Origin of the sequence: Streptomyces bambusae (assembly GCF_020532645.1) — a bacterium.
Taxonomy (GTDB): domain Bacteria; phylum Actinomycetota; class Actinomycetes; order Streptomycetales; family Streptomycetaceae; genus Streptomyces; species Streptomyces bambusae.
This window is the reverse complement of the sequence record NZ_JAJAUZ010000018.1, coordinates 80,820-106,417: the sequence shown is the minus strand read 5'-3', so window position 1 is coordinate 106,417 and position 25,598 is coordinate 80,820. Positions and strand designations below refer to the sequence as shown.

25 protein-coding genes are annotated in these 25,598 nt (G+C 72.1%); 12 read left to right on the top strand and 13 right to left on the bottom strand.

What is annotated here, in order from left to right; genetic code table 11:
- Positions 1 to 13: 13 nt before the first annotated feature.
- The 8 genes from pstB to mshD form a co-directional block, all read right to left on the bottom strand.
- Positions 14 to 790 carry a phosphate ABC transporter ATP-binding protein PstB gene (gene pstB / locus LG634_RS15440; protein WP_226734362.1) on the bottom strand — a complete coding sequence of 259 codons (777 nt, stop codon included), beginning with the start codon at positions 788 to 790 and terminating at the stop codon, positions 14 to 16.
- Positions 791 to 820: 30 nt separating this feature from the next.
- Positions 821 to 1,900, bottom strand: a complete 1,080-nt coding sequence (gene pstA, locus LG634_RS15435; protein WP_226734361.1) for a phosphate ABC transporter permease PstA — start codon at positions 1,898 to 1,900, stop codon at positions 821 to 823.
- Positions 1,900 to 2,889, bottom strand: a complete 990-nt coding sequence (pstC, locus tag LG634_RS15430; RefSeq protein ID WP_226734360.1) for a phosphate ABC transporter permease subunit PstC — start codon at positions 2,887 to 2,889, stop codon at positions 1,900 to 1,902. The genes pstA and pstC overlap by 1 nt, the downstream gene beginning before the upstream one ends.
- Before the next feature lie 127 nt (positions 2,890 to 3,016).
- Positions 3,017 to 4,156 carry a phosphate ABC transporter substrate-binding protein PstS gene (gene pstS, locus LG634_RS15425; protein WP_226734359.1) on the bottom strand — a complete coding sequence of 380 codons (1,140 nt, stop codon included), beginning with the start codon at positions 4,154 to 4,156 and terminating at the stop codon, positions 3,017 to 3,019.
- Between the two features lie 332 nt (positions 4,157 to 4,488).
- The gene (locus LG634_RS15420; protein WP_226734358.1) at positions 4,489 to 4,890 is read right to left on the bottom strand and encodes an NUDIX hydrolase; all 402 of its coding nucleotides are present in this window, start codon (positions 4,888 to 4,890) and stop codon (positions 4,489 to 4,491) included.
- Positions 4,887 to 5,888 carry a CHAD domain-containing protein gene (locus tag LG634_RS15415; RefSeq protein WP_226734357.1) on the bottom strand — a complete coding sequence of 334 codons (1,002 nt, stop codon included), beginning with the start codon at positions 5,886 to 5,888 and terminating at the stop codon, positions 4,887 to 4,889. The genes LG634_RS15420 and LG634_RS15415 overlap by 4 nt, the downstream gene beginning before the upstream one ends.
- Positions 5,869 to 8,124: an RNA degradosome polyphosphate kinase gene (locus LG634_RS15410; protein ID WP_226734356.1), complete on the bottom strand. Its 2,256-nt coding sequence runs from the start codon at positions 8,122 to 8,124 to the stop codon at positions 5,869 to 5,871. Before LG634_RS15410 ends, LG634_RS15415 begins: the two co-directional genes overlap by 20 nt.
- A 220-nt stretch (positions 8,125 to 8,344) precedes the next feature.
- Positions 8,345 to 9,271 carry a mycothiol synthase gene (mshD, locus tag LG634_RS15405; protein ID WP_226734355.1) on the bottom strand — a complete coding sequence of 309 codons (927 nt, stop codon included), beginning with the start codon at positions 9,269 to 9,271 and terminating at the stop codon, positions 8,345 to 8,347.
- Between the two features lie 162 nt (positions 9,272 to 9,433).
- On the opposite strand from mshD, the gene LG634_RS15400 reads away from it, so the two are divergent.
- On the top strand, positions 9,434 to 11,257 hold the full coding sequence (locus LG634_RS15400; RefSeq protein ID WP_226734354.1) for a bifunctional metallophosphatase/5'-nucleotidase: 1,824 nt from the start codon (positions 9,434 to 9,436) through the stop codon (positions 11,255 to 11,257).
- A gap of 236 nt (positions 11,258 to 11,493) precedes the next feature.
- A complete protein-coding gene (locus LG634_RS15395; RefSeq protein WP_226734390.1) occupies positions 11,494 to 12,357 on the top strand; it encodes a phosphatidylinositol-specific phospholipase C in 864 nt (287 codons plus the stop codon).
- 24 nt (positions 12,358 to 12,381) lie between these two features.
- Here LG634_RS15395 and LG634_RS15390 read toward each other — a convergent pair whose 3' ends face one another.
- The 5 genes from LG634_RS15390 to LG634_RS15370 form a co-directional block, all read right to left on the bottom strand.
- Positions 12,382 to 13,749, bottom strand: a complete 1,368-nt coding sequence (locus LG634_RS15390) for a sensor histidine kinase (protein ID WP_226734389.1) — start codon at positions 13,747 to 13,749, stop codon at positions 12,382 to 12,384.
- A 47-nt stretch (positions 13,750 to 13,796) separates the two neighbouring features.
- Positions 13,797 to 14,531, bottom strand: coding sequence for a response regulator transcription factor (locus LG634_RS15385; protein ID WP_226734353.1), 735 nt, complete (start codon positions 14,529 to 14,531; stop codon positions 13,797 to 13,799).
- Between the two features lie 77 nt (positions 14,532 to 14,608).
- On the bottom strand, positions 14,609 to 15,871 hold the full coding sequence (locus tag LG634_RS15380) for a S1C family serine protease (protein ID WP_226734352.1): 1,263 nt from the start codon (positions 15,869 to 15,871) through the stop codon (positions 14,609 to 14,611).
- Between the two features lie 128 nt (positions 15,872 to 15,999).
- Positions 16,000 to 17,028 carry a LacI family DNA-binding transcriptional regulator gene (locus LG634_RS15375; protein ID WP_226734351.1) on the bottom strand — a complete coding sequence of 343 codons (1,029 nt, stop codon included), beginning with the start codon at positions 17,026 to 17,028 and terminating at the stop codon, positions 16,000 to 16,002.
- Between the two features lie 24 nt (positions 17,029 to 17,052).
- Positions 17,053 to 17,844: a winged helix-turn-helix domain-containing protein gene (locus LG634_RS15370; RefSeq protein WP_226734350.1), complete on the bottom strand. Its 792-nt coding sequence runs from the start codon at positions 17,842 to 17,844 to the stop codon at positions 17,053 to 17,055.
- Positions 17,845 to 18,230: 386 nt separating this feature from the next.
- On the opposite strand from LG634_RS15370, the gene LG634_RS15365 reads away from it, so the two are divergent.
- The 10 genes from LG634_RS15365 to LG634_RS15325 all read left to right on the top strand — a co-directional run bounded on the left by LG634_RS15365 (position 18,231) and on the right by LG634_RS15325 (position 25,350).
- Entirely contained in the window at positions 18,231 to 18,485 is a 255-nt protein-coding gene (locus LG634_RS15365; protein ID WP_226734349.1) for a MoaD/ThiS family protein, read from the top strand.
- 10 nt (positions 18,486 to 18,495) lie between these two features.
- Positions 18,496 to 19,917: a hypothetical protein gene (locus tag LG634_RS15360; protein ID WP_226734348.1), complete on the top strand. Its 1,422-nt coding sequence runs from the start codon at positions 18,496 to 18,498 to the stop codon at positions 19,915 to 19,917.
- Positions 19,918 to 20,001: 84 nt separating this feature from the next.
- Positions 20,002 to 20,721 (top strand): LmeA family phospholipid-binding protein, encoded by a 720-nt coding sequence (locus tag LG634_RS15355; protein WP_226734347.1) that lies wholly within the window; start codon positions 20,002 to 20,004, stop codon positions 20,719 to 20,721.
- A gap of 197 nt (positions 20,722 to 20,918) precedes the next feature.
- On the top strand, positions 20,919 to 21,002 hold the full coding sequence (locus tag LG634_RS38455) for a putative leader peptide (RefSeq protein WP_372482430.1): 84 nt from the start codon (positions 20,919 to 20,921) through the stop codon (positions 21,000 to 21,002).
- A 180-nt stretch (positions 21,003 to 21,182) separates the two neighbouring features.
- Complete coding sequence (locus LG634_RS15350; RefSeq protein WP_226734346.1) at positions 21,183 to 22,028, top strand: sulfurtransferase; 846 nt, start codon at positions 21,183 to 21,185, stop codon at positions 22,026 to 22,028.
- A 34-nt stretch (positions 22,029 to 22,062) separates the two neighbouring features.
- Positions 22,063 to 22,353: a DUF1416 domain-containing protein gene (locus LG634_RS15345; RefSeq protein ID WP_226734345.1), complete on the top strand. Its 291-nt coding sequence runs from the start codon at positions 22,063 to 22,065 to the stop codon at positions 22,351 to 22,353.
- 132 nt (positions 22,354 to 22,485) lie between these two features.
- Complete coding sequence (locus LG634_RS15340) at positions 22,486 to 22,761, top strand: DUF3099 domain-containing protein (RefSeq protein ID WP_226734344.1); 276 nt, start codon at positions 22,486 to 22,488, stop codon at positions 22,759 to 22,761.
- Positions 22,762 to 22,958: 197 nt separating this feature from the next.
- The gene (locus LG634_RS15335) at positions 22,959 to 23,711 is read left to right on the top strand and encodes a hypothetical protein (RefSeq protein WP_226734343.1); all 753 of its coding nucleotides are present in this window, start codon (positions 22,959 to 22,961) and stop codon (positions 23,709 to 23,711) included.
- Positions 23,708 to 24,448 (top strand): hypothetical protein, encoded by a 741-nt coding sequence (locus LG634_RS15330; RefSeq protein ID WP_226734342.1) that lies wholly within the window; start codon positions 23,708 to 23,710, stop codon positions 24,446 to 24,448. Before LG634_RS15335 ends, LG634_RS15330 begins: the two co-directional genes overlap by 4 nt.
- Positions 24,445 to 25,350, top strand: coding sequence for a hypothetical protein (locus tag LG634_RS15325; protein WP_226734341.1), 906 nt, complete (start codon positions 24,445 to 24,447; stop codon positions 25,348 to 25,350). Before LG634_RS15330 ends, LG634_RS15325 begins: the two co-directional genes overlap by 4 nt.
- Positions 25,351 to 25,598 lie beyond the last annotated feature (248 nt).

The following is a 25,598-nucleotide window of genomic DNA, read 5'->3' as shown; positions in this document are numbered from 1 at the left end:
CGGGACTTTCGGCCTAGCCGAAGCGGCCCGAGATGTAGTCCTCGGTGGCCTGGACGGACGGGTTCGAGAAGATCCGGTCCGTGTCGTCGATCTCGACGAGCTTGCCGGGCTGGCCGACGGCCGCGAGGTTGAAGAAGGCGGTGCGGTCGGAGACGCGGGCGGCCTGCTGCATGTTGTGCGTCACGATGACGATCGTGAAGCGCTCCTTCAGCTCGCCGATCAGGTCCTCGATCGCGAGGGTGGAGATGGGGTCCAGGGCCGAGCAGGGCTCGTCCATCAGCAGGACCTGCGGCTCGACCGCGATGGCGCGGGCGATGCACAGACGCTGCTGCTGGCCGCCGGAAAGGCCCGAGCCGGGCTTGTTCAGGCGGTCCTTGACCTCGTTCCAGAGGTTCGCGCCCTTGAGGGAGCGCTCCACGACGTCGTTGAGCTCGCTCTTCTTGTACGAGCCGTTCAGGCGCAGGCCCGCGGCCACGTTGTCGAAGATCGACATGGTGGGGAACGGGTTGGGGCGCTGGAAGACCATGCCGACGGTGCGGCGGACGGCGACCGGGTCGACGCCCTGGCCGTACAGGTTCTCGTCGTCCAGCATCACCTTGCCCTCGACGCGGCCGCCGGGGGTGACCTCGTGCATGCGGTTCAGGGTGCGCAGGAAGGTGGACTTGCCGCAGCCGGACGGGCCGATGAAGGCCGTCACGGAGCGGGGCTCGACGGTCATGGAGATGTCGTCGATGGCCTTGTGGGTGCCGTAGAAGGCGGAGAGACCGGAGACGTCGATGCGCTTGGCCATGTGAATCACTGCTTCTTTCGCTGGGCCGCGTCAGCGACCGGTCTTGGGGGCCTTCCAGCGGGCGATGCCGCGGGCCACCAGGTTGAGGATCATGACGAAGGCGATCAGGACGAGCGCTGCCGCCCAGGCGCGGTCGAAGGAGTCTTCACTTCCGACCTTGTACTGCTCCCAGATGTAGAGCGGGAGCGAGGACTGGGCGCCTTCGAAGGGGTTGTCGTTGATCAGCGGGTTGCCGAAGACCAGGAGCATGATCGGGGCGGTCTCGCCGGCGATGCGGGCCACGGCCAGCATGACACCGGTGGAGATGCCGCCGATGGCGGTGGGGAGCACGACCTTGAGGATCGTGCGCCACTTCGGCACGCCGAGGGCGAGGGAGGCCTCGCGCAGCTCGTTCGGGACGAGCTTGAGCATTTCCTCGGTGGAGCGGACCACGACGGGCATCATCAGGATCGACAGGGCCAGCGAGCCGGCGAAGCCGGAGGGGCCCTGCTCCAGCATCAGCGTCCACGTCGTCAGGATGAAGAGGCCCGCGACGATGGAGGGGATGCCGGTCATGACGTCGACGAAGAAGGTGACGGCCTTGGCGAGCCGGCCCCGGCCGTACTCGACCAGGTAGACGGCGGTTAGCAGGCCGATCGGGGCGGCGATGGCGGTGGCCAGCAGCACCTGCTCGATGGTGCCGAGCAGGGCGTGGTAGACGCCGCCGCCGGGAGCGAAGCCGGCGACACCGGCCATCGAGTGGCTGAGGAAGTAGCCGTCGAGGACCTTGATGCCGCGGGCGATGGTGACCCCGAGCAGCGAGAGCAGCGGGACCACGGCCAGGAGGAAGCAGACCCACACGAGGGAGGTCGCGACGCGGTCCTTGGCCTGGCGGCGGTTCTCGACGACCGAGCTGGCCGTGTAGGTGATGCCGACGAACAGGAGGGCGGCGATCAGGCCCCACTGCATGCGGCTCTCCAGGCCGGCCACGGCGCCGATGCCGGCGCCCAGCAGGGCCGAGAGGGCGGCGATGGCGGCGGGGGCCCAGCGGGGCAGGCCGCCGCGGGTCAGGGAGCTGGGGGCGGAGCTGCGCGGCTTCACGGGCCGCGGGTCCTGCAGTGCGTGGCTCATCAGGCGTTCGCCCCCGAGTACTCCTTGCGGCGCGCGATGATCATGCGAGCGGCGCCGTTGACCAGCAGGGTGAGCAGGAAGAGGACGAGACCGGACGCGATGAGCGCGTCCCGGCCGAACTCGTTGGCCTCGTCGAACTTCGCGGCGATGTTCTGGGCGAACGTGCCGCCGCCCGGGTCGAGCAGGTGCCCGGAGATGAGGAAGCTCGGGGAGAGGACGGTGGCGACGGCCATCGTCTCGCCGAGGGCGCGGCCGAGGCCGAGCATCGAGGCGGAGATGACGCCGGAGCGGCCGAACGGCAGCACCGACATCCGGATGACCTCCCAGCGGGTCGCGCCGAGGGCCAGGGCGGCCTCCTCGTTCATGCGCGGGACCTGGAGGAAGACCTCGCGGCTGACGCTGGTCACGATCGGCAGGATCATGATCGCGAGCAGGATGCCGACGGTGAACAGCGAGCGGTCGACGCCCACCTGGGTCTTGTCGAAGATGTACGTGAAGCTCAGGTACTGGTTCAGCCAGGAGGTCAGCCCGCCCAGGTACGGGACCAGGAAGAGGGCGCCCCAGATGCCGTAGACGATCGACGGGACGGCGGCCAGCAGGTCCACCACGTACGCGAGCGGCCCGGCCAGCTTGCGCGGAGCGTAGTGGGAGATGAAGAGGGCGATGCCGACGGCGATCGGAACCGCGATGACCATCGCGATGATCGAGCTGACGACGGTGCCGTAGAGCAGGACCGCGATGCCGAAGACCGGCGGGTTGCCGGTGGCGTTCCAGTCGAAGGTGGTGAGGAAGTTGCCCTCGTTCTCCGACAGGGCGAGCGTGGCGCGGTAGGTCAGGAACACGGCGATGGACGCCATGATCGTGAGGAGCAGGATGCCGGAGCCCTTGGAGAGCCCGCTGAATATCTTGTCGCCGGCGCGGCCGGTGGACCGTGCGCCGGAGACCACGGGCGGAGCCGTGTCCATCTGAGTGGGTGTGGTGGAAGCCATGATCTTTCCGGTCTGTGTGGGGGGCGGGCCCCCTGGCGGCGGTGCACCGGATGTCCCCCGGAGAACGGGGGAGGTCCCGGGGGCCGGTCCCTCGGACGGGACGGACCGGACCCCCGGGCGCTGTGACTCAGGACAGCGAGGTGATGACCTCACGGACCTTGGCGTTGATCTCGGCCGGGATGGGCGCGTAGCCCTTCTCGGAGAGGAGCTTCTGGCCGGCGTCGCTGGCCGTGTAGTTCAGGAAGGACTTGACGGAGGGGAGGGTCTCCGCCTTGTTGCCCTTGTCGCAGACGATCTCGTACGTGACCAGGACCAGCGGGTACGCACCCTCGGCCTTGGTGGTGTAGTCGAGCTTCAGCGCCAGGTCCTTGCCGGCCGGGTCGACGATCTTCGCCGCGGCGATGGCCTTGGAGGCGTTCTCCGGGGTGGCCTGGACGGGGGCGGCGGCACCGGTCGCGATGTCGACCGTCTTGATGCTCTGCGCGGTGGCGTAGGAGAGCTCGAAGTAGCCGATCGCGCCGTCGACCTGCTTGACCTGGGCGGCGACGCCCGCGGAGCCGGAGGCGGCCTGGCCGCCCGGGGCCGGCCACTTCTTCTCGGGCTCGTAGGTCCAGTCCTTCTCGGCGGTCTTCGAGAGGTACTTGCCGAGGTTCTGGGTGGTGCCGGAGTCCTCGGAGCGGTGGAAGGCCTGGATCGCGGTGGACGGGAGCTTCACGCCCGGGTTGAGCTTGGCGATCGCGGCGTCGTCCCACTTCTTGATCTTGTCGTTGAAGATCTTCGCGAGGGTGGGGGCGTCGAGGGTGAGCTTGTCCACGCCGGAGACGTTGAAGCCGATGGCGATCGGGCCGCCGACCATCGGCAGGTTGATGCCCTGGCCGGTCTTGCAGATCTTCTTCGAGTCGGCGACCTCTTCCGGCTTCAGCGCGGAGTCGGAGCCGGCGAAGCCGACGGTGCCCTGGTTGAACGCGACGATGCCCTCACCGGAGGAGGAGGACTTGTAGTTCACCTGGACGCCAGGGCAGGTCGCCATGTAGCCGTTGACCCACAGGTCCATGGCGTTCTTCTGGGCGGAGGAGCCGGAGGCCAGCAGCTGGCCCTTGGCGCCCTCACAGGCCTTCGGGTCGCCCTTGGGGGCGGCGGCCGTCGTGTTGCCGTCCTTGGGCTTGCTGTTGTCGTCGGAGCCGCACGCCGTGAGGACCAGGGCGCCGGACACGACGAGGGCCCCGAGGGCGGAGGCACGAAGCCGGTTCTTGCGCTGAAGCTTCACTTTCGGGTGTTCCTTCCAGGAGCCGCCGGTCCGTTGTCTTTCTGGCGGCGTGCGAAGAGGACTACAGGTGGGTTACGTCGCGATGCGCGGCAGATGGACTCTTTCGGGCCCGGCGCTCACCGTGCACGACTGAAATTAGGCAGATCAGGTGAAGCGACCGGCCGCACAGAGTGAACGGACGGTGAACCGTGGCGGACGGGCCGGAATCCCGGCCGCCGGATGGTCCTCACGAAAACGCCGGGCGCACGCGGGCGCACGCAGGGGGGTGACGGCGTACGGCGTGCCGGGTGCAGGGGGTGACGGCGTACGGGCGTGCCGGGCGCAGGGGCCGGTCAGCCCAGGGTGCGCAGGGCCTCGGCCAGGGTGCGGCGGTCCCCCGGACGGGTGAGGAGGGCGTCGGCGGCCGCCGGGGGCAGCCAGCGGACCTCGTCGATCTCGTGGTCGGGGGTGAAGGTGCCGCCGCGGGCCTCGGCGGCCCAGTAGTGGACGGTCTTCTGCAGGCCGCCGGCGAGGTAGCGGGCGGTGGTCAGGGCGGCGCCGAGGGTGCAGCGCTGACCGGTCTCCTCCCGCACCTCGCGGACCGCGGCGGCGGCCGGGGTCTCGGACTTCTTCAGCTTGCCCTTGGGGTGCGACCAGTCGTCGTAGCGGGGGCGGTGCACCAGGCAGACCTCCAGGGCGCCGGTCCCGGGGGAGCGGCGCCACAGCACGGCCCCGGCCGCGACCACGTCGCTCACGCGCCGGCCCCGGCGGCCGCGGTGGTGCCGGCGCCCGCGCCGGTGGGTTCGCCGGCGCGCTGCCAGATCCGCTGGAAGGCGTACCGGGCGGCCTCCACCTCGTGCCGCTGGTCGGCGTGGAGCACGCCCAGGGCGTACGCGGTGGCGGGCGCGATCCGCGGGGTGCGGGCGGCGGCGGCCGAGGCGGCGGCGGCTTCGGCCGCGTCCCGGTGCCGGTCGAGGGCCTCGCCGGCGGCGGTCAGCCGGGTGACGTCCGCGGCCAGCGCCTCCTGGGCGTAGCGGTGGACGTGCAGCAGGGAGCGGACCCGGTGCCAGGGCGCGTCCTGCTGTTCGTCGTCGACCAGCGCCTCGGCGTTGTACGGGTGGGCGGCCCGGACCAGGGGCAGGGCGCCGGCGGCCTCGGCCAGCCGGTCGGCGGCCTGGGCGGCGAGCGGGACGAGCACGTCGTCGGTGCGGCCGGCGGCCGCGATCCGGTCCAGCGGCACCTCGGAGGCGAGCACGGCCACGGCGTCGGCGACCGCGTGGAAGCGGGCCGAGCCGAGCGCCTGGAGGGTGGCGGAGTGGGCACGGGTCCGGGCCAGGCTGAGCTGGCGGTCGAGCAGGGCCGCGGCCCGGGCCGAGCCGACGGTGAGCGCCGAGCGGGCGGCGCCGCGGGGTGCGGGCACGCCGGGTGCGCCGGAGAGCCGGTGCAGGGCATCCAGCAGCCGGTTCAGCCGGGCGGCGTACGCGTGCTCGTCGGACAGGGTGGCCGAGAGCCAGGCCAGCTCGGTGCGCAGGCCGTCCGCCCAGGCGGTTTCGGTGACCGGGCGGAAGGTGACGAGGGAGCTGCGGATGCGGCGGGCGGCGCCGCGCAGGACGCGGGCCGCCTCGGTGCTCTCCGCGGCGTCCGCACCGCTCTCCTCGTGCAGCCGCAGGCCGCGGAGGAAAGCGGTGGCCTGGGCGCGCAGGTACGCGCCCAGGACGTCACCGGCACAGGGGTCAGGGTTTGGCAGAGCCACGCCGGCGCCTCCGGGCGTCTATGAGCATCTCCTGTACGTGCCGCAGCGGCTGGCCTTCCGCGTCGGTGCTGTGCCGGGTCCATTCGCCGTCCGGGCCGAGGTGCCAGGAGGAGCCGGCGTCGGACATGCCGGTCTCCAGCAGCCGGTCGAGCGCGGCGCGGTGGGCGGGGTCGGTGACCCGGACGAGGGCCTCGATGCGGCGGTCGAGGTTGCGGTGCATCATGTCGGCGCTGCCGAGCCAGATCTCGGGCTCGCCGCCGTTGCCGAAGGCGAAGAGCCGGGAGTGTTCCAGGAACCGGCCGAGGACGGAGCGGACCCGGATGTTCTCCGAGAGGCCGGCGACGCCGGGGCGGATGGCGCAGATGCCGCGCACCCAGATGTCGACGGGCACGCCTGCCTGGGAGGCCCGGTAGAGCGCGTCGATGAGGGCTTCGTCGACGATCGAGTTGACCTTGATGCGGACGTAGGCGGGGCGGCCGGCCCGGTGGTGGGCGGCTTCCTTGTTGATCCGGGAGATCAGGCCGTCGCGCAGGGACTTCGGGGCGACCAGCAGGCGGCGGTAGGTCTCGCGGCGGCTGTAGCCCGAGAGCCGGTTGAAGAGGTCGGACAGGTCGGCGCCGACCTGCGGGTCGGCGGTGAGCAGGCCGAGGTCCTCGTACAGCCGGGCGGTCTTGGGGTGGTAGTTGCCGGTGCCGACGTGCGAGTAGCGGCGCAGGGTCTCGCCCTCCTGGCGGACCACGAGCGACAGCTTGCAGTGGGTCTTGAGGCCGACGAGGCCGTAGACGACGTGGCAGCCGGCCTCTTCCAGCTTGCGCGCCCACTTGATGTTGGCCTGCTCGTCGAAGCGGGCCTTGATCTCGACGAGTACGAGGACCTGCTTGCCGGATTCGGCGGCGTCGATGAGGGCGTCGACGATGGGCGAGTCGCCGGAGGTGCGGTACAGCGTCTGTTTGATGGCGAGGACGTCCGGGTCGGCGGCCGCCTGCTCCAGGAAGGCCTGGACGGAGGTGGAGAAGCTGTCGTACGGGTGGTGCAGCAGGACGTCGCGCTCGCGCAGGGCGGCGAAGATGTCGGGCGCGGAGGCGGACTCGACCTCGGCGAGGTCGCGGTGGGTGCCGGCGACGAACTTCGGGTACTTCAGCTCGGGCCGGTCGAGGCCGGCGATGCCGAAGAGTCCGGTGAGGTCGAGCGGTCCGGGCAGCGGGTAGACCTCGGCGCCGGAGATGTTGAGCTCCTGCACGAGCAGGTCGAGGACGCCGGGGTCGATGGACTCCTCGACCTCCAGGCGGACCGGCGGGCCGAAGCGGCGCCGCATGAGTTCCTTCTCCAGGGCCTGGAGGAGGTTCTCGGCGTCGTCCTCCTCGACCTCCAGGTCCTCGTTGCGGGTGACCCGGAAGGTGTGGTGGGCCAGCACCTCCATGCCGGGGAACAGCTCTTCGAGGTGGGCGGCGATGACGTCTTCGAGGGGCACGTACCGCTCGGGCGAGGCCTCCAGGAAGCGGTCGAGCAGCGGCGGGACCTTGACGCGGGCGAAGTGCCGGTGGCCGCTGACCGGGTTGCGCACGACGACGGCCAGGTTGAGCGAGAGGCCGGAGATGTACGGGAAGGGGTGCGCGGGGTCGACGGCCAGCGGGGTGAGCACCGGGAAGATCCGGTTGCGGAACAGGGTGAACAGGCGGGCCTGTTCCTTCTCCGTCAGCTCCGGCCAGCGGATCAGTTCGATGCCCTCTTCGGCGAGGGCCGGGGAGACGTCGTGCTGGTAGCAGGCGGCGTGCCGGGCCATGAGCTCGCGGGAGCGGGTCCAGATCTGGTCGAGCACCTCGCGGGGCTGGAGGCCGGAGGCGGAGCGGGTGGCGACGCCGGTCGCGATGCGGCGCTTGAGGCCGGCCACCCGGACCATGAAGAACTCGTCGAGGTTGCTCGCGAAAATCGCGAGGAAGTTAGCCCGTTCGAGGAGTGGGGTGGTGGGGTCCTCGGCGAGTTCGAGGACGCGCTCGTTGAAGGCGAGCCAGCTGCGCTCGCGGTCGAGGAAGCGGCCGCTGGGCAGCTCGCCGTTCGATCCGTCCTCCTCGTACGCGTCGAGATCGGCGTCGAGGCCGTGGTCGAGGCCCCGGTCGAGGCCGTGGTCGAGGCCGGTCAGGCTGCCGGTCGCGGAGTGCGGCCGGTGCGCGGCTATGGAACCGACGGAGGGCTGTGTGTGCTGGACGGGGACCTCGGCGCTGCTCTGCTGGCTCATGTCTCCATTCTTCCGCGCACGCGGGAGTACAGGCGCGTCGGAATGTGCGGCCGTCGGCCATGGGCCTGTGCGGAGGGTGGGATCGGCGGCGAGCTCCATGCCGGGAGCGTGGCAAGCGTGTCTGAATGCCCGGTTAATGGCGTGTGGCTTCCTGGGAGCGCCCGGCCCAAGGCGTGATCATCTCGTGTCCTGGGGCCGCGGGCCGGGGCTCTCCGGCAGGTCAGGACTCCGTGCGGTACATGAGGTCGACCTCGTGGGTGACGAAGCCGAGGCCCTCGTAGACGGAGAGCGCGGCCGGGTTGTCGGCGTCCACGTAGAGCATCGCGGTGGGCAGTCCGGACTCGGCGAGGTGGCGCAGGCCGATGGCGGTGAGGGCCTTGCCGAGGCCGCCGCCCTGGGCGTCGGGCAGTACGCCGACGACGTACACCTCGCCGAGGTTCTGCTCGGCGTGCACCTTCGTCCAGTGGAAGCCGACGAGCCGGCCGTCGCGCTCGGCGAGGAAGAAGCCCTTCGGGTCGAACCAGGCCTGGGCCTTGCGGTCGTCGAGGTCCCGCTGGGTGAGGGCGCCCTGTTCGGGGTGGTGGGCGAAGGCGGCGGCGTTGGCGGCGAGCCAGGCCGCGTCGTCGGCGCCGGGCACGAAGGTGCGTACGGTCACGCCGGCGGGCAGTGCCGGTTCCGGGAGGGCGGGTCCGTCGGCCAAGGGGCGGCGCAGCTGGCGGAGTTCGCGGAACAGGGTGAGGCCGAGGACCTGGGCCAGGTGGCGGGCGGCCGATTTGCCCCCGTGTGCCCAGACCCGCAGGCGTTTGCCGGAAGCGGCCAGCAGGGTGGTGCCGAGGGCCCGGCCGTGGCCTCGGCCGCGCATCGCGGGGTGGACTACCAACTCGGCGGCGGGCGCCTCGACGGGGTCGGTGTCCTCCAGCTGGGCGTAGCCGGCGAGGCGGCCGCGTTCGCTGAGGAGGAAGTGGGCGATCCCCTCGCGCCGGCCGCCGCTCAGCCGCAGCCGTCCCTGCTCGGAGACCGAGGTCGTGCCGTCGGTGCGGGCGGCCTCCTCGATGAGGGCGAGGACCGCCTCGGCCTGCTCGCGGGTCAGTTCGTCGAACTGCTGGATCTGCCGTCCGGGCTCCAGGGCCGCTGCTGCGTCAGTCATACGACGAGCCTACGGCTGTGGGGCCCGCACCCAGCCGCAACCACCTCGTAACCAGGTACCCCCTGTTCCCGCTACGCGCGTTGACCGTAGGCTGCGCAGGCGATTTTCCGCAATTGATCGCATGAACCTCCCAGTCGTATCGCTGTCCGCAAAGGGGAACTGATGTCAGCGACACCACAACGGCACCGCCGAAACCGGCGGTTGACCTTCGCCGCTCTCGCCGTGACGGCAGGTGCGGGTGCTCTTGTGGCCGCCGCCCTCCCGGCCGGGGCCGCCGCTCCGGCCGCCGCTCCGGGCTCGGACCGGCTGGTCGACGTCCAGCTGCTGTCGGTCAACGACTTCCACGGGACGCTGGAGCCCCCGCAGGGTTCGTCCGGAAATGTGACCGAGCGCCAGGCCGACGGCACGACCAAGGCGATACCGGCCGGTGGCGTCGAGTACCTGGCCACCAGCCTCCGCAAGGCGCGCGAGGGCCACCCGTACTCGGTGACCGCGGCCGCCGGCGACATGATCGGCGGCAGCCCGATGCTGTCCGGTCTGTTCCACGACGAGCCGAGCATCGAGGCGCTGAACAAGCTGAACCTCGACGTGTCGAGCGTGGGCAACCACGAGTTCGACGAGGGCCGCCAGGAGCTGCTGCGCATGCAGTACGGCGGCTGCCACCCGGTCGAGGGCTGCTTCGAGGGCGACAAGATCTTCGAGGGCGCGAAGTTCCCGTACCTCGCGGCGAACGTCGAGGTCGAGAAGACCAAGCGTCCGCTGATGAAGCCGTACTGGGTGTGGAAGAAGGACGGCGTCAAGATCGGCTTCATCGGCGTGACCCTGGAGGGCACTCCGGACGTCGTGACCGCCGCGGGCGTCAAGGGCCTGAAGTTCGGCGACGAGGTCCAGACGATCAACAAGTACGCCGCCGAGCTGAACAAGCAGGGCGTGAAGTCGATCGTCGCCCTGATCCACGAGGGCGGCCTGCCCGCCAGCGGCGCGTACAACTACGACTGCGACGTCCCGGGCGCCGGCGCCGGCATCTCGGGTGCCATCGTCGACATCGCCAAGGGCCTCGACCCGAAGATCGACGCGCTGGTCACGGGCCACACGCACCAGGCGTACAGCTGCAACATCCCGGACCCGTCCGGCAACCCGCGCACGGTCACCTCGGCCGCCTCGCTGGGCCGTCTCTTCACCGAGACCACGCTCACCTACGACCGCGCCACCAAGGACATCGTCCGCACCGCGGCAAAGTTCCCGAAGGCCGTCAACCGCATCGTGGGCCGCGACCAGGAGAAGGCCGCGGACATGTCGGAGCTGATCGGCCGCTGGAACACGCTGGCCAAGCCGATCGCCGGCCGTCCGCAGGGCTTCATCTCCGCCGACATCGCGGGCCGCGGCTCCACGGCGTACGAGAAGCCGCTGGGCAACGTCATCGCGGACGCCCAGCTGGAGGCGCTGTCCCCGGCCGCCAAGGGCGGGGCCGAGCTGGCCATCATGAACCCGGGCGGCATCCGCGCGGACCTGGCGTACGCCAAGTCGGGTGACGAGGCCGTCGACGGCATCGTGACCTACGGCGAGTCCTTCACCGTCCAGCCGTTCACCAACATGATGAACGTCGTGGACCTCACCGGCGCCCAGCTGGTCACCGCGCTGCAGCAGCAGGTCAGCGGCCCGGTCAACGGCCTGAACCCGAAGATCCTCCAGGTGTCGAAGGGCTTCACCTACACCCTCGACACGACCAAGGCCGGCGCGGACCGGATCGTCGTGGACTCGGTGCGGCTCAACGGCCAGCCGATCGACCCGGCGCGCACCTACCGCGTCGCGATGAACGAGTTCCTCGCGGGCGGCGGCGACGGTTTCACCGTCCTGAAGGAGCACAAGAACAAGCTGGTCGGCGCCTCCGACCTGGACGTGTTCAACGCCTACCTGGCCGCTCACTCCTCGGAGACGAGCCCGCTGGCCCCGCCGGCGACGGACCGGATCACGGTCGTCAAGTAAGCGCACAGCAGTGACGGAGGGGCGGTGGGCCGGCGGGCCCATCGCCCCTCCGGCGTTTCCGGGCTCCCGGTGTGTCCCGGCGTCTCCCGGCGTCTCCCGGTGTCTCCCGGCATCTCCCGGTCCTTTCCCGGCCGTCCGGACCGGCCCGTCACGAGGGTTCCAGTTCTGACGTGTACTCGTCATACTCCCTACCGACCGGTAGGGCGGACGAGGGGAATGCCATGGGTGCCGTGGGGCTGGATCGGCGTACGTTTCTGGCGGGAGCGGCCGCTGCCGCCGCCGCGGTCGGGCTCGGGGCGGGCCGGGCGGCCGCCGCGCCCGGCGTGCGGGACTGGATGGGCGCGCTGCCCGCGGCCACCGCGCTGACCCGGCTCACCGTCCCCGGCACCCACGACTCCGGGGCGCTGCACGGCGGCCTGTACGTGGCCTGCCAGAACATCGGCATCGCGGACCAGCTGAACGCCGGCATCCGGTTCCTGGACGTGCGCTGCCGGGTGACGGGCGGCTCGTTCGCCATCCACCACGGCTCGTTTTTCCAGCACCTGATGTTCGGCGACGTCCTCGTGGCCTGCTGGAACTTCCTCGCCGCGCACCCCGGCGAGACCGTGCTGATGCGGGTCAAGCAGGAGTACTCCGGCGAGAGCGACGCCACCTTCCGGGCGGTCTTCGACGACTACCTCGACAACCGCGGCTGGCGCCCGCTGTTCCGCATCGGCGCCGGCCTGCCCACCCTCGGGGAGGCCCGCGGCAAGGTGGTCCTGCTCGGCGACAACGGAGGCCTGCCCGGCCTGCGCTACGGCGACGGCACGTACTTCGACATCCAGGACGACTGGAACGCCGAGCCGTTCGCCAAGCGCACCAGGATCGAGAACCACTTCCGCAAGGCGGTCCAGCAGCCCGGCCGGCTCTTCGTGAACTACACCAGCACCTCCGCGTACATGCCGCCGCGCTGGAACTCCGACCGGCTCAACCCGCAGGTCCACTCGTTCGTCAACGGCGGCGAGATGGCCGGCCGCACGGGGCTCGGGGTGGTCCCGATGGACTTCCCGAACACCCGCGGCGGCCTCATCGAGGCGCTGATCGCCCACAACCCGTTCTGACCGGACGGGCCCGCGGTACGGGCCCTACGGCATCTCCGGCGGCGGCACCGGCGCCCCCGGCAGCCGCAGCACAGCCTCCGTGCCCGGCCCCGGGTCCGCCGGCCGCAGCTCCGCCGTGCCGCCCGCGTGGGTGACCGTACGGGCCACGATCGACAGTCCCAGCCCGCTGCCCGGCAGCGCCCGGGCCGACGGCGAGCGCCAGAACCGGTCGAAGACGTGCGGCAGGTCCTCGGGCGGGATGCCCGGCCCGTGGTCGCGGACGGTCAGCTCGCCGTCGTGCAGGAACACCTCGACGGTGCCGCCCGGCGGGCTGAACTTCACCGCGTTGTCCAGCACGTTGACCACCGCCCGCTCCAGCGCGGCCGGCTCGGCGCGGACGTACCAGGGGTCCAGCACCGCGTTGATCCGCAGCTCGGGTCCGCGCAGCCGGGCCCGCGACAGCGCGCTCCCGGCGATGTCGTGGAACGCGACCACCTGGAGCGGGCCGGGGCCCGCCGCGTCCGGCCGCGACAGCTCCTGGAGGTCGCCGATCAGCGAGGCCAGCTCGGTCATCTGCGCCTTCACCGATGCCAGCAGCTCGCGGCGGTCGTCGGCCGGGATGGCCCGCCCGGTCTCCTCGCTGCGGGCCAGCAGCTCGATGTTGGTGCGCAGGGAGGTGAGCGGGGTGCGCAGCTCGTGCCCGGCGTCGGCGATCAGCTGGGCCTGCCGGTCCCGGGCGGTGGCCAGCGCGGCCGTCATCTGGTTGAACGAGCGCGACAGCCGGGCGATCTCGTCCTCGCCCTCGTCGGGGATCCGTACGGTGAGGTCCTCGGTCCGGGCGATGTGCTCGACGGCTCCGGTCAGTTCGTCCACCGGCCGCAGCCCGGTCCGTGCCACCCACAGGCCGGCCGCCCCGGCGCCGACCACTCCGATGCCGGCGACCAGCAGCAGCACCCAGGCCAGGGTGGACAGCGGCTTGTCGATGTCGGCGAGCGGCTTGGCGACGGACACCGCGAACAGCTGGGCGTCGGGGGCGGTGCGCGCCGCCAGCGTGTAGACGCGCATGGCGACGCCGTCGGTGGTGGTCACGTCGTGCAGGGTGTTGCTCCGCTGCCCGGCGGCGACCTGCCGGTCGACCTCGGTGACGGGCAGCGTGGTCTTGCCGCTCACCCAGCAGTGCCGGCCCTCGGCGGTGACGATCTGCACGGTCGCGTTCAGCTCGCCCGCGATCTGCGCGTCGGGGATCCGCGGCGGCGGCACGCAGCCCTCCCGCAGGGCCTGCGCGACCTGGCCGCTGGGGTTGGTGGCCAGCAGCGAGGCGTCGAGCTGGTCGCGCAGCTGGGTGCGGACCATGAACCAGCAGACCGCGGCCACGGCGGCGACTGCGACCGCGACCGCCGCCGCGACCAGCATCGCCAGCCGGGAGCGCAGCGGCAGGGTGCGGAAGCGTCTGAGGAGCCTCACTCGCCGCCGCCCTCGGCGGGCCGCAGCACGTAGCCCACGCCGCGGACGGTGTGCACGAGCCGCGGCTCGCCGTTCGACTCGGTCTTGCGGCGCAGGTACATCACGTACACGTCCAGGGAGTTGGAGCTGGGCTCGAAGTCGAAGCCCCACACGGTCTTCAGGATCTGCTCGCGGGTCAGGACCTGCCGGGGGTGCGCGAGGAACATCTCCAGCAGCGTGAACTCGGTGCGGGTCAGCTCCACCGGCCGTCCGCCGCGGGTCACTTCGCGGGTCGCGAGGTCCATCCGCAGGTCCCCGAAGGCGAGTACGTCCTCCTGCGCGGCCCCGGCAGCGGCGGGCGCCGCGTACCGGCTGCGCCGCAGCAGGGCCCGGATCCGGGCGAACAGCTCGTCCAGCTCGAAGGGCTTGACCAGGTAGTCGTCCGCGCCGGCGTCGAGGCCGGTGACCCGGTCGCCGACGGTGTCGCGGGCGGTCAGCATCAGGATCGGCGTCTGCGACCCGCCGGCGCGCAGCCGGCGGGCCGCGGTCAGCCCGTCCATGCGGGGCATCTGGATGTCCAGCACGATCAGGTCGGGGGTGTGCGCGGCCGCCTTGTCGAGCGCGTCGAGGCCGTCGACCGCGGTCTCGGCGGTGTAGCCCTCGAAGGCGAGGCTGCGCCGCAGCGCCTCGCGGACGGCGGGCTCGTCGTCGACGATGAGGATGCGCTGCTGGTCGCCTTCGGGGGCTGTCATCGGCGGTGTTCTCTTCCTCGGTCCGGGTCCGGGTGGTCGCTCTCAGCCTCGCACGGGCCCGGCCCCGTACGGGTCGGTCAGTAGCCGGTGCCGAAGACGCTGCCGGAGCCGCTGTCGGAGTCGGAGTCCGAGCCGGAGCCGGTGCCGCCGTCACCGCCGCTGCGGAGGTGGTCCAGGTCGGCCTTGACGGTGTTGACCGGGATGGCGAAGCCGAGGCCCACGCTGCCGGCGGGGCCCGAGCCGTTCGAGGGGGAGTAGATCGCGGACGGCATGCCCACGATCTCGCCGTTCATGTTGATGAGCGCGCCGCCGGAGTTGCCGGGGTTGACGGGGGCGTCGGTCTGGATGGCCTGGTACGAGGTGGTGTCGGAGCCGGTGTCCCCGTTGAACTGCCGGCCGCCGAAGGAGAACGGCCAGCCGCCGCCGTACGGGTCGTCCTGCTGCCCGCTCCGCTGCCGGTTCTCCGACTTGGGGACGGTGACCTTGCGGTCGAGAGCGGAGACGATGCCGCTGGTGACGGTGCCGGTGAGGCCGTCGGGGGAGCCGATGGCGACGACCTGGTCGCCGACCTTCACCCCGTCGGAATTGCCGAGCTTGGCGGGCTTGAGGCCGGAGGCGCCGTTCAGCTTGATGAGGGCGAGGTCCTTGCCGGGGTCGGTGCCGACGACCTTGGCGGTGTACTTCTTGCCGTTGCTCATGGTCACCTGCACCTCGTCGGCGCCGTCCACGACGTGGTTGTTGGTGACGACCTCCCCGTCGGCGGTGATCACGATGCCGGAGCCGACGGACTGGCCGCCGGACTTCTTGACGTCGATGCGGACAACGGACGGGCTGACCTGCTCGGCCACGCCGGACACCGTCCCGTTGGAGGACTGCGAGACGTTGCTGCCGGCGAAGCCGGGGCCGCCGCTGCCGTCCGTGCCGCCGAACCACCGCTCCACGCCGGCCGCCGTCGCACCGCCGATCACGGCCGCGGTGATGGCCACCGCGGCCAGCAGGGCGACGGGGCGCCTGGCGCGGGCGGGCCGGCCGCCGTGCCGGCCGCCCTGACCAACCTGGCCGCCGTGGCCGCCGTGGCCGCCGTCGGCCGTGACCGTGGCGGGCACGGTCTCGCCCTGGATGACCTGCGGCCGGTGCGCTTCGAACCAGCCGGGCGCCGGCGGGTAGGCGGGCGGCGGCGGGTAGCCGCCGTCACCGGAGCCGGCGAGGGTGTCGTGGGCCAGGCGGTCCCGGCTGCGCTGCCACTGCTCGCCCCAGGGGTCCTGCTGCTGAGCCGGCTGAGCCGGGGGGAACGGCTGGTTCTGCTGCGGGTCGCCTTCGCGGCGGTGGCTGTCGGTCATGGCTATGACTCTGGCCGCCGTACATGAGAGGTTCCTGAGTCCCCGCTGAGAAGCCCGACAGAACCGCGTATGCCCGATATAAAGGGCCACCGCGGGCGGGGCGTACGGGGTGCCGCGCAGGGGGTCGGTCAGCCGGGGTTGCAGCCGCAGGAGCGCCGGATCACCAGCGCCGACGGGAACTGCTTGAGCCGCTCGCGGCGCGAGCCGGCGACCCGCAGGCCGTCGTCGAGGACCAGGTCCACCGCGGCCCGCGCCATCGCCGGCCGGTCGGAGGCGATGGTGGTCAGCGGCGGGTCGGTGAGCGCCGCTTCCTTCACGTCGTCGAAGCCGGCCACGGCCAGCTCGCCCGGCACGTCGATGCGCAGCTCGCGGGCGGCCCGCAGCACGCCGATGGCCTGGTCGTCGGTGGCGCAGAAGATCGCCGTGGGGCGGTCCGGGGAGGCCAGGACCTCCAGGGCGACCCGGTAGGCGTCGTACCGGTTGTACGGGGCCTCGATCAGGCGGCCCTCGACGGAGCGGCCGGATTCCAGCATGGCCCGGCGCCAGCCCTCGACGTGGTCGGCGACCGGGTCGCCGACGGACGGGGTGTTCTCGATGCCGCCGATGCAGGCGACGTACTCGTGGCCGTGCTCCAGCAGGTGCCGGGTGGCGAGCTGGGCGCCGCCGATGTCGTCGGTGACGACGGCGACGTCGTCGATGGCCTCGGGCCGCTCGTGCAGCAGCACGACCCGGGCGTCCCAGGCCTCGATCTCGCTGGCGGCCTGCTCGCTCATGCCCTGGCTGACCAGGATCAGGCCGGAGACCCGCATGCCGAGGAAGGCCCGCAGGTAGTGCACCTCGCGCTCGGTCCGGTAGTCGGAGTTGCCGACGAGCACCATCTTCCCGCGCTCGGCGGCGGCCTGCTCGACCGCGTGCGCCATCTCCGCGAAGAACGGCTGGCGGGCGTCCGGCACGATCATGCCTATGAGGTCCGTGCGCCGCGAGGCCATGGCCTGGGCAACACGATCGGGCCGGTAGCCCAGCTCCTTGATGGCGCCGAGAACGCGCTCGCGGGTGGCCGGGGCGACCGGCCGGGGTCCGTTGTTGATGACGTAGCTCACGACGGCGGTAGAGGTACCCGCGAGTCGTGCCACGTCGTCACGCGTCACCTTGGCCACACGCGAGAGTCTACGCGGGGTGACCTACCTCTGGGCAGGGCGTCCTGTGGATCGGACGATCACCGGCTTGTCCTCCGTACGGGTGATGGCCTCGGCGGCCTCGGTGACGGCCTTGGTACGGGCCTCCTCGGCGGCCCGCTCGACCTTCTCGGGGGTGACGAAGCGGTAGCCGACGTTGCGGACGGTGCCGATCAGCGACTCGTGCTCGGGGCCGAGCTTGGCCCGCAGCCGCCGGACGTGCACGTCGACCGTGCGGGTGCCGCCGAAGTAGTCGTAGCCCCAGACCTCCTGGAGCAGCTGGGCGCGGGTGAAGACCCGGCCCGGGTGCTGGGCGAGGTACTTCAGCAGCTCGAACTCCTTGAAGGTGAGGTCCAGGACCCGGCCCTTCAGCTTCGCGGAGTAGGTGGCCTCGTCGACCGACAGGTCGCCGTTGCGGATCTCCATGGGGGAGTCGTCGGAGCCGATCTGGCGGCGGCCGGTGGCCAGCCGCAGCCGGGCCTCGACCTCGGCGGGACCCGCGGTGTCGAGGAGCACGTCGTCGATGCCCCAGTCGGCGGTGACCGCGGCGAGCCCGCCCTCCGTGACGACCAGGATGAGGGGGCAGCCGGGCCCGGTGGAGCGCAGCAGCTGGCAGAGGGAGCGGACCTGGGGGAGGTCCCGGCGGCCGTCGACGAGGATGACGTCGGCCCCCGGGGTGTCCACCAGGGCGGGGCCCTCGGCAGGTGCCACCCGGACGTTGTGCAGCAGCAGGCCGAGGGCGGGGAGCACCTCGGTCGACGGCTGGAGGGCATTGGTCAGGAGGAGCAGAGAGCTCATCGCAGACCACCTGCCACGGTCGGATGTTCGTCGTACACGGTTCGCTGGCCCATCACGTCGGTTCCTCCTCGGTCCCGTCGAGGACGTTGCGGCACTGCTTCGTACGGTGTGCGGGCCCCGCGCCCTGGGGCCCGCGTGCTTGACACTGTTCGCTCTGTGTTCAACGTGCTGAAAGCACAAAAGGACCCGGGGGCTGCTTTGCCCGGATCCTCTGCCCAGCAGAATAGCCCACCCGCCTCCGCCGGTGCGGGCCGAACGCAAGGTCTTTCTGTCGGCTCGGTCACGTGCGGCGGGGGGACCGCTGAACCGTCCGGGGGGCCGCAGGCGTCATCATGGAAGCCTGCGCACGCCCGTCGGACGGGACGAGCGGGACGAAAGGAGCTGCTGTGGCAGCGGGAACCATCCGCTACTGGGCGGCGGCCAAAGCCGCGGCCGGGACGGCGGAGGAGCCGTACTCGGCCGAGACACTGGCCGAGGCCCTCGACGCGGTGCGCGAGCGCCACCCCGGCGAGCTGTCCGCGGTGCTGAGGCGCTGCTCCTTCCTCGTCGACAGCGACCCGGTCGGCAAGCGCAGCCACGACGCCGTACGCCTGACCGAGGGCGGCACCGTCGAGGTCCTCCCGCCGTTCGCGGGCGGGTGAGCGCACTCCGATGAGCAACGACGACACGCACGAGCCGAACCCGCTCGAACCCGATCCGTACACGACCCAGACGTGGTCGACGGACACCTGGGACACCTCGTACCAGCCGGTGCAGCCCCCGGCGCCGTCACCCGTGCCCGAGCCTTCGCCCGAGCAGGCGTGGCCGCAGGCCGGTGGCGTCCCCGCGCAGGGCACGGGCTGGGACCGGCCCGCGGCGCCGGCCGCGGCGCAGGACTGGTCGTACGGGGGGCAGCCGCAGGGCGGCCCGGTGTGGCCGGAGGCCGGGCAGCCGGCGCAGCCGGGTCAGCACGGTCAGCCCGACTGGCCGGGTCAGGCGGGTCACACGGGTCACTCCGATTACACGGGGCACTCCGGCCACACGGGCCACACGGGTCAGACGGGCCACACGGGTTACTCCGACTACTCGGGTTACTCCGACTACTCGGGCCAGGCCGGTCACGCGGGCGAAGGCGCCGAGCTGTACCGGCAGCTTTCCGCGGACCCCGCGCCCGCGCCCGTCCCCGCTCCTGCCGGGCCGGAGGCGTACGCGTACGAGCAGCCCGAGCCGCTCCCGGTGCCGGAAGCCGCCGTGGCGGCCGCTGCGGATGCCGCTCCGGACCTCGCCGGCGACGGCGGCCCCGCGTACTCGCCGCCCACGCTCGGCGGCAGCACCCGGGTGCGCGACCCGCGGCAGGCGCGGGCCGAGGGCCGGTCGCCGATCATCGACCCCGGCCCGCAGTCCGCGCTGCTCACCGCCGCGCTCGGGCTGCTGCTCGCGGTCGCGGCCCCGGTCGGGGACTACGCGCTGCTGGTCCCGCTGGTGCTGCTGCAGGCGCTGACCGCGGCCGGCTGGTTCCGGCTCAACGGCATGTGGCCCGCCCGCCAGGGGATCGCGGTGGCCTTCGCCGGCGCGCTGGTCGCGGACGTGGCCGTGCTCGCCGTGGCCGAGGAGCACTCCGGCGGCGCCCTGGTGGGCACCCTCGGCGCGTGGGTGGTCCTCACCCTCGTGCTCCAGCTGCGCAGCCAGGCCGACCCCGACGAGCGGGTCTACGGCCTGATGGCGAGCGTGGCCTCGGCGGCGCTCGCGATCATCTGCACCGGCTACCTGGCCGCCGGGCACGAGGCCGTGACGGTCGGCGCGGCCGCGGTGGCCGTGGCGGCCGTGGTGCGCGCGCTGCCGCTGCCGCCGGTCCCGTCGCTCGTCGCCTCGCTGGGCGCGGCCGCCGGCGCCGGGATCGTCGCGGGCGGCTTCACGGACCTCGGCACGGGCGGGGCGCTGCTGGGGCTCGTGGCCGGGGCGTGTGCGCTCGTCGGCCTGCGGACGGCGGCGTACGACTACCCGTCGAAGTTCGTCCACATGACCGCCGGGGTCGCGCTGCCGCTGGCCGCCGCCGCGCCGGCCGTCGCGATCATCGGCCGCGTCGTCGGCTGACCGTACGGGCCCGCCCCCGGCAGACCAGGCCGGGGCGGGCCCGTACCCGTATCCAGACAACGCCCAGGCACCAGGGGGGAAGCCGTGCGTCCACTGCGCTCCAAGCGCGTATTGCTGATCGTCGGGATCGTGGGGGTGGTCCTCGCGGCGCTGCTCGTCGGGGCGGACCGGTTCGCAGCCGCCCGGGCCGAGGGCCGCATCGAGGCGGCGGTCCGGCTCGAACACGGGGCCCGGGCCGGGGAGACCGAGGTGGAGATCACCGGCTTCCCGTTCCTCACCCAGGCGCTGTCGGACCGGCTCGACCGGGTGGACGCCACGCTGGCCGGGGTCCGGTCGAGCGGCAGCTCGGGCCGGCAGGTGCGGATCACCCGGATCGACGCCCGCTTCCACGACGTACGGCTCGACGGCAGCTGGTCGGCGGGCCGGGCGGCCCGCGCGGACGGCGAGGCGTTCATCTCGTACGCGGACCTGTCGAAGGCCGCCGGCACAGCGGTCACCGTCGGGTACGGCGGCACCCCGGGCACCCTCAAGGTGTCCACCACCATCGGCGTTTTCGGACGGAGCCTGTCCCCGAGCGTGATCTCGACGGTCAGGCTGCTCGGCGACGGCCGCACGGTCCGGGTGCACGCCACCGAGGTGCCCGGTGCGGGCCTGCCCGGGATCGAGCAACTCGTGCGCTCCAAAACGGACTTCGACCACCGGATCGCGGGCCTGCCGGAGGGGCTGCGGCTCGGGAAGGTGACCACCGGCGCGGACGGCGTACGGGCCACCCTGACGGGCGAGGACGTCCTCCTCGGGAAGTGACGGAGCGGCGCCGGACACCCCTTGGCCGCATAGTGAGACGAAGAGGTCCGCACCGCAGATGAACTGGGCCGTCCGGATGACCGGAAGCCCCGGGAAAGCCGGCGGAAACAGTATTCCATCCCGGAATCCGGACGATCCTGTCTCGCTATATGACACAACGGTGACAGGCCCACCGATTCGTCCCTACGATCCATGACATGAAGCGACAGCAGGCGGACCTCACGAAGCGGCGGGCAGTAGACCTGTGCCGCGTCGCCGCCATGCTGTGTCGCTCGATGTGAGCCCAGCCGCTCCCGTCCCATCAGGCCGTTTCCCGGCCCTCCCCGCGTGACCGCACCGCCGCCCCGCCCTGCCGCCTCCCCGCGCACGACGGCCGCGCGCCTTCCGTGCTACGCGATGCACCACGCAGCACCCGCAGCATCTGCACCACCCCGCCGCACACTGCCCCGGAGGAGAACACCATGAGCCGCAGCGACGTCCTCGTCGACGCCGACTGGGTCGAGGCCCACCTGGACGACGCCAACGTCGTCGTCGTGGAGGTGGACGAAGACACGTCCGCGTACGACAAGAACCACATCCGCAACGCCGTACGGATCGACTGGAAGAAGGACCTCCAGGACCCGGTCCGCCGCGACTTCGTGGACCAGGAGGGCTTCGAGAAGCTCCTGTCCGCCAAGGGCATCGGCAACGACGACACCGTCGTCCTGTACGGCGGCAACAACAACTGGTTCGCCTCCTACGCCTACTGGTACTTCAAGCTCTACGGCCACCAGGACGTGAAGCTCCTCGACGGCGGCCGCAAGAAGTGGGAGCTCGACTCCCGCGACCTGGTCGACGGCTCCGAGGTCCCGCAGCGCCCGGCCACCGCGTACAAGGCCCAGGCCCAGGACACCTCGATCCGCGCCTTCCGCGACGACGTCGTCGCCGCGATCGGCAGCAAGAACCTGGTCGACGTCCGGTCGCCCGACGAGTTCAGCGGCAAGCTGCTCGCGCCGGCCCACCTCCCGCAGGAGCAGTCGCAGCGCCCCGGCCACGTGCCGAGCGCCCGCAACATCCCGTGGTCGAAGAACGCCAACGACGACGGCACGTTCAAGTCCGACGAAGAGCTGACCGCGCTCTACGAGGCCGAGCAGGTCGACCTGGCGCAGGACACCATCGCGTACTGCCGCATCGGCGAGCGCTCCGCGCTGACCTGGTTCGTCCTGCACGAGCTGCTCGGCCAGGAGAACGTCAAGAACTACGACGGCTCGTGGACCGAGTACGGCTCCCTGGTCGGCGTGCCGATCGAGCTCGGCGCCAACAAGTAATCACCTTCTTCGCTCTCTAGGACAGGACAGAGACATGTGTGGAGCGCAGGCAGGCGGCCCCGACGCCTCGACGATCAAGCCCGGTGAGACCACGATCCAGGGCCAGGTGACCAAGGACGGCGAGCCCGTCGTCGGTTACGTGCGACTGCTGGACGGCGGCGGCGAGTTCACCGCCGAGGTCCCGACCTCGGCGACCGGCCAGTTCCGCTTCTATGCGGCCGAGGGCGAGTGGACCCTGCGGGCGCTCGTGCCCGGCGGCACCGCGGACCGCAAGGTCGTGGTCGTGGAGACCGGTGGCGTGACGGACGTCGCGATCGCCGTCTGAGACTGCCCCTCGGGCAGCACTGTTTGACCGGCCGGAGGGCCGCACCCCAGGGGGTTGGACGCCACTGGAACGGGGTGCGGCCCTTCGCGCCGTCCGGGGCCGTGCGCGCGCCGCCGGGCCTACGCTGGAGGTATGTACGCCCGGCGCCGCCGCGCCTACTTCCTGCTGATGGGCGGATGCCTGGTCCTCTTCGTGTCCGCCTGGGCCTTCGTGCGCCTGTGGTCGGTCGAGGCGGCCGTGGCCATGTGCGTGGTCGCCATGGCGGTACCCCCGTTCGCCGCGATCGTCGCGAACCGCCGGGGCCCCGACGACCGCTGGTGGGACGACCCGTCCGGGGATCCGCAGTCCGACGAATGGTGGGACGAACTGGACGGAAAGCGACGTCCCGGGCGGGATTCCGAACCGTAACCGGGGTGCGTGCGCCACCTTGCAGGTGCTAATGATCTGATGGGGCTGCGGACGAACCGAGTCCGCAGCTCAAACGTCCTGTGGGGGGACCCTTGCAATCAGATCAGACCCTGCCTGACCAGCGCACATCGGAGGAGGTGGGTGCGGAACCGGAAAGTCCGACATTCCCGGATGAGTTTCCTGATGCGAACGATCCGGTGGAGCCCGTCGAGCCGACTTCGCTGCGTCCGCCGCGGCGCCGGGGCCGCACCACCGCCCTGATCGCCGCCGCAGCCGCCCTCGGCACCCTCGCCGGCACGGCCACCGGCTACGCCCTCCAGTACGACCGCGCCCCGACGCCCCTGCCGCCGCTGGCGCAGCAGCAGCTGCCGCATCCGAAGCTGCGCGCGCCGGGCGACGCGACCACGAACCGTTCGGTGAACGCGAACCGCTGGCACCCGACGGACGGCCCGCTTGCCAAGCTGCTCGTCAAGGCGCCCGCCGGGGCCAAGACCGGCATCGCGCCGGCCGACATGGGCGTACCGGCCTACGTGACGGACTTCTTCGACTATCCCGGCAGCATGTTCGACGACCTCCAGGCCGACGGCATCCGCCGGGTCGCGCTGACCGAGTGGCTGGAGAAGGGCCGCCTGACCGTGACCGTGCGGCTCGTGCAGTTCCGCGACCGCGACGGCGCCGAACACTTCCAGGACGACCAGGCCTCCTACATGGACGAGGACGACTACGCCGACAACCTCGGCAAGGCCGTCCCCGGCGCCGACGTCGCCAACGGCGCGTACTGGGTGTACTCCAAGGCCGACAAGGAGGCCGGCTACCTGCCGGTCCGGCAGGCCCGGGCCGTGGCCCGGCGCGGCGACGTCGTGATGGACATCTGGTTCTGGGACAACCGCGGCTCGATCTCCGAGAGCACCGTCCGGAACCTGGCGAAGAAGCAGCTGGAGCGTCTGTGAAGCACAAGACCCTGATCGCGGGCGCCCTCGGCCTCGGCGCCCTCGCCGGCGCCGGCACCTGGGGCGTGATCGCACTCGACGGCGCCGACCGGACCGCCGAGACCCGCTATTGGCGGACCGCCGAGGCCCGTCCCACGGCCGCGCCCACGCCGCCGTCCGTCCCGGAGGGCGAGCTGCGCAAGCTGCTGCTGCCCCGGCCGTACGGCGTACGGCCCGGTCCCGACCTGGGGGAGGACGGCAGCGAGTACGCGCTGTCCGGCCCGGTGGCCGTGGAGCGCATCAAGGAGGAGCGGAAGGGCATGCGCGCCGCCGAGCGCAAGCAGCGCGACCGCATCCTCGACCGCCTCAAGCTGACCGGTACCGCCGGCCGCAGCTACCTGGACGTCAACGGCTACGCGGCCGAGGTCCGGGTGATCCGCGCGGAGGGCAAGGGGCTGGCGGAGTTCAGCCGGTTCTCGGAGCGCGTGCTGAAGCTCGTCGCCAAGGAAGGCGAGGGCAAGACCCGCAAGGTCGAGGGCCACCCCGAGGCCTCCTGCGTGCAGGTGGCGCTCGTCCCCGCCGACGGCCCGGAGGGCAAGAAGGGCGAGGGCGTGGACTCGCTCTTCTGCTCGGCGTACACCGAAGGCACCCTCGTCTCGTTCGAGGCCTCCGGGGCCAAGCCCTTCGACCCCAAGGCCGCGCTCGGCCTGCTGGCGGACCAGCTCGACCACCTGAAGTCCCCCGGGGAGTCCGTGTGAGCGACCAGAACACGACCGACGTGGCCGAGCCGGCCGTGGCTGAACCCGTGGCTGAACCCGTGGCCGAAGCCGTGGCCGGGCCGGCCGGGCCCGTGGCCACCGCCAAGCCGCCGCGCGACCGCCGCATCCTGCGCGCGGCGCTGCGCTGGACCGCCGCCGTGCTCGTCTTCGGCGCCGCCGGCAGCGGAGTCGCGTACGGGATCGGCGAGCGCGAGCGCACCGACCTGCCCGGCCTCGGCACCCTCGCCGACGGCCGATGGCCGTACCCCGAGCTGGTCAAGCCGCCGGTACCGGCCGGTGCACCGCTGCCCTTCGCCGAGGACAACGAGGCGAACGTCCACTACGCGGACCTGGGCGGCCTGCTGCTGCCCGCCCCCGCCGGCGCCGAGCCCGGCCGGCTGGCCCGGGCCAAGGCGGACAAGGGCCGTGCCGACGTGTCCCAGGAGGTCACGCTCGGGCAGTTGCTGTCCGAGTACGCCGCCGACGAACGGGCGGCGACCCGGCAGTCCCTGGTCGACGAGGGCGTCCGGCACGTGGCCGCCCGCGGCTGGACCATGCCCGACGGCACCCGCACCCGGATCTACCTGATCCGCTTCCCCGGCGAGCAGGCCGCCGCGGCCTGGACCGGCTGCGCCCGGCAGATGACCCTCGCGGGCACCGAAGAGCTCCAGCTCGACCTGGCGTGGACGGAGACGAAGTCCGACCAGAACTTCGTCACCCGCAACACGGACGTCGAGATCGGCGTCTACGAGGAGTCCGCCCCCACCGGGCCCGAGCACGCCCGGGCGGCCTGCATCCAGGCGGGTGACGTGCAGGCGCTGATCGTGGCGCGGCGCAGCGGCGGGGTCCCGATGGTGCCGTTCCACCAGACCGTGGTGCTGCAGAACCAGCTGCTCGGCTGACTGCCGCCCACCTCGCAGAGAGGGCCGGGCCCCGGACCAGTAGGCTTGGGGACCGGCCCGTACCTCCCGCCGGCTCCGTCCGGGGGGACCCCGACGAATCCTCCGAGGAGCACCCCGTGCTTGAGGCAGTCTTCACCTCCCTGCTGGTCCTGGTCTGCGTCGGCGTTCTCGCCTTCTCCGGCCTGGCCGTGAAGAAGCTGTACCAGGGTCAGCGCTGAGCAGCTGACCGCCCCGGACCCCCTCCGCAC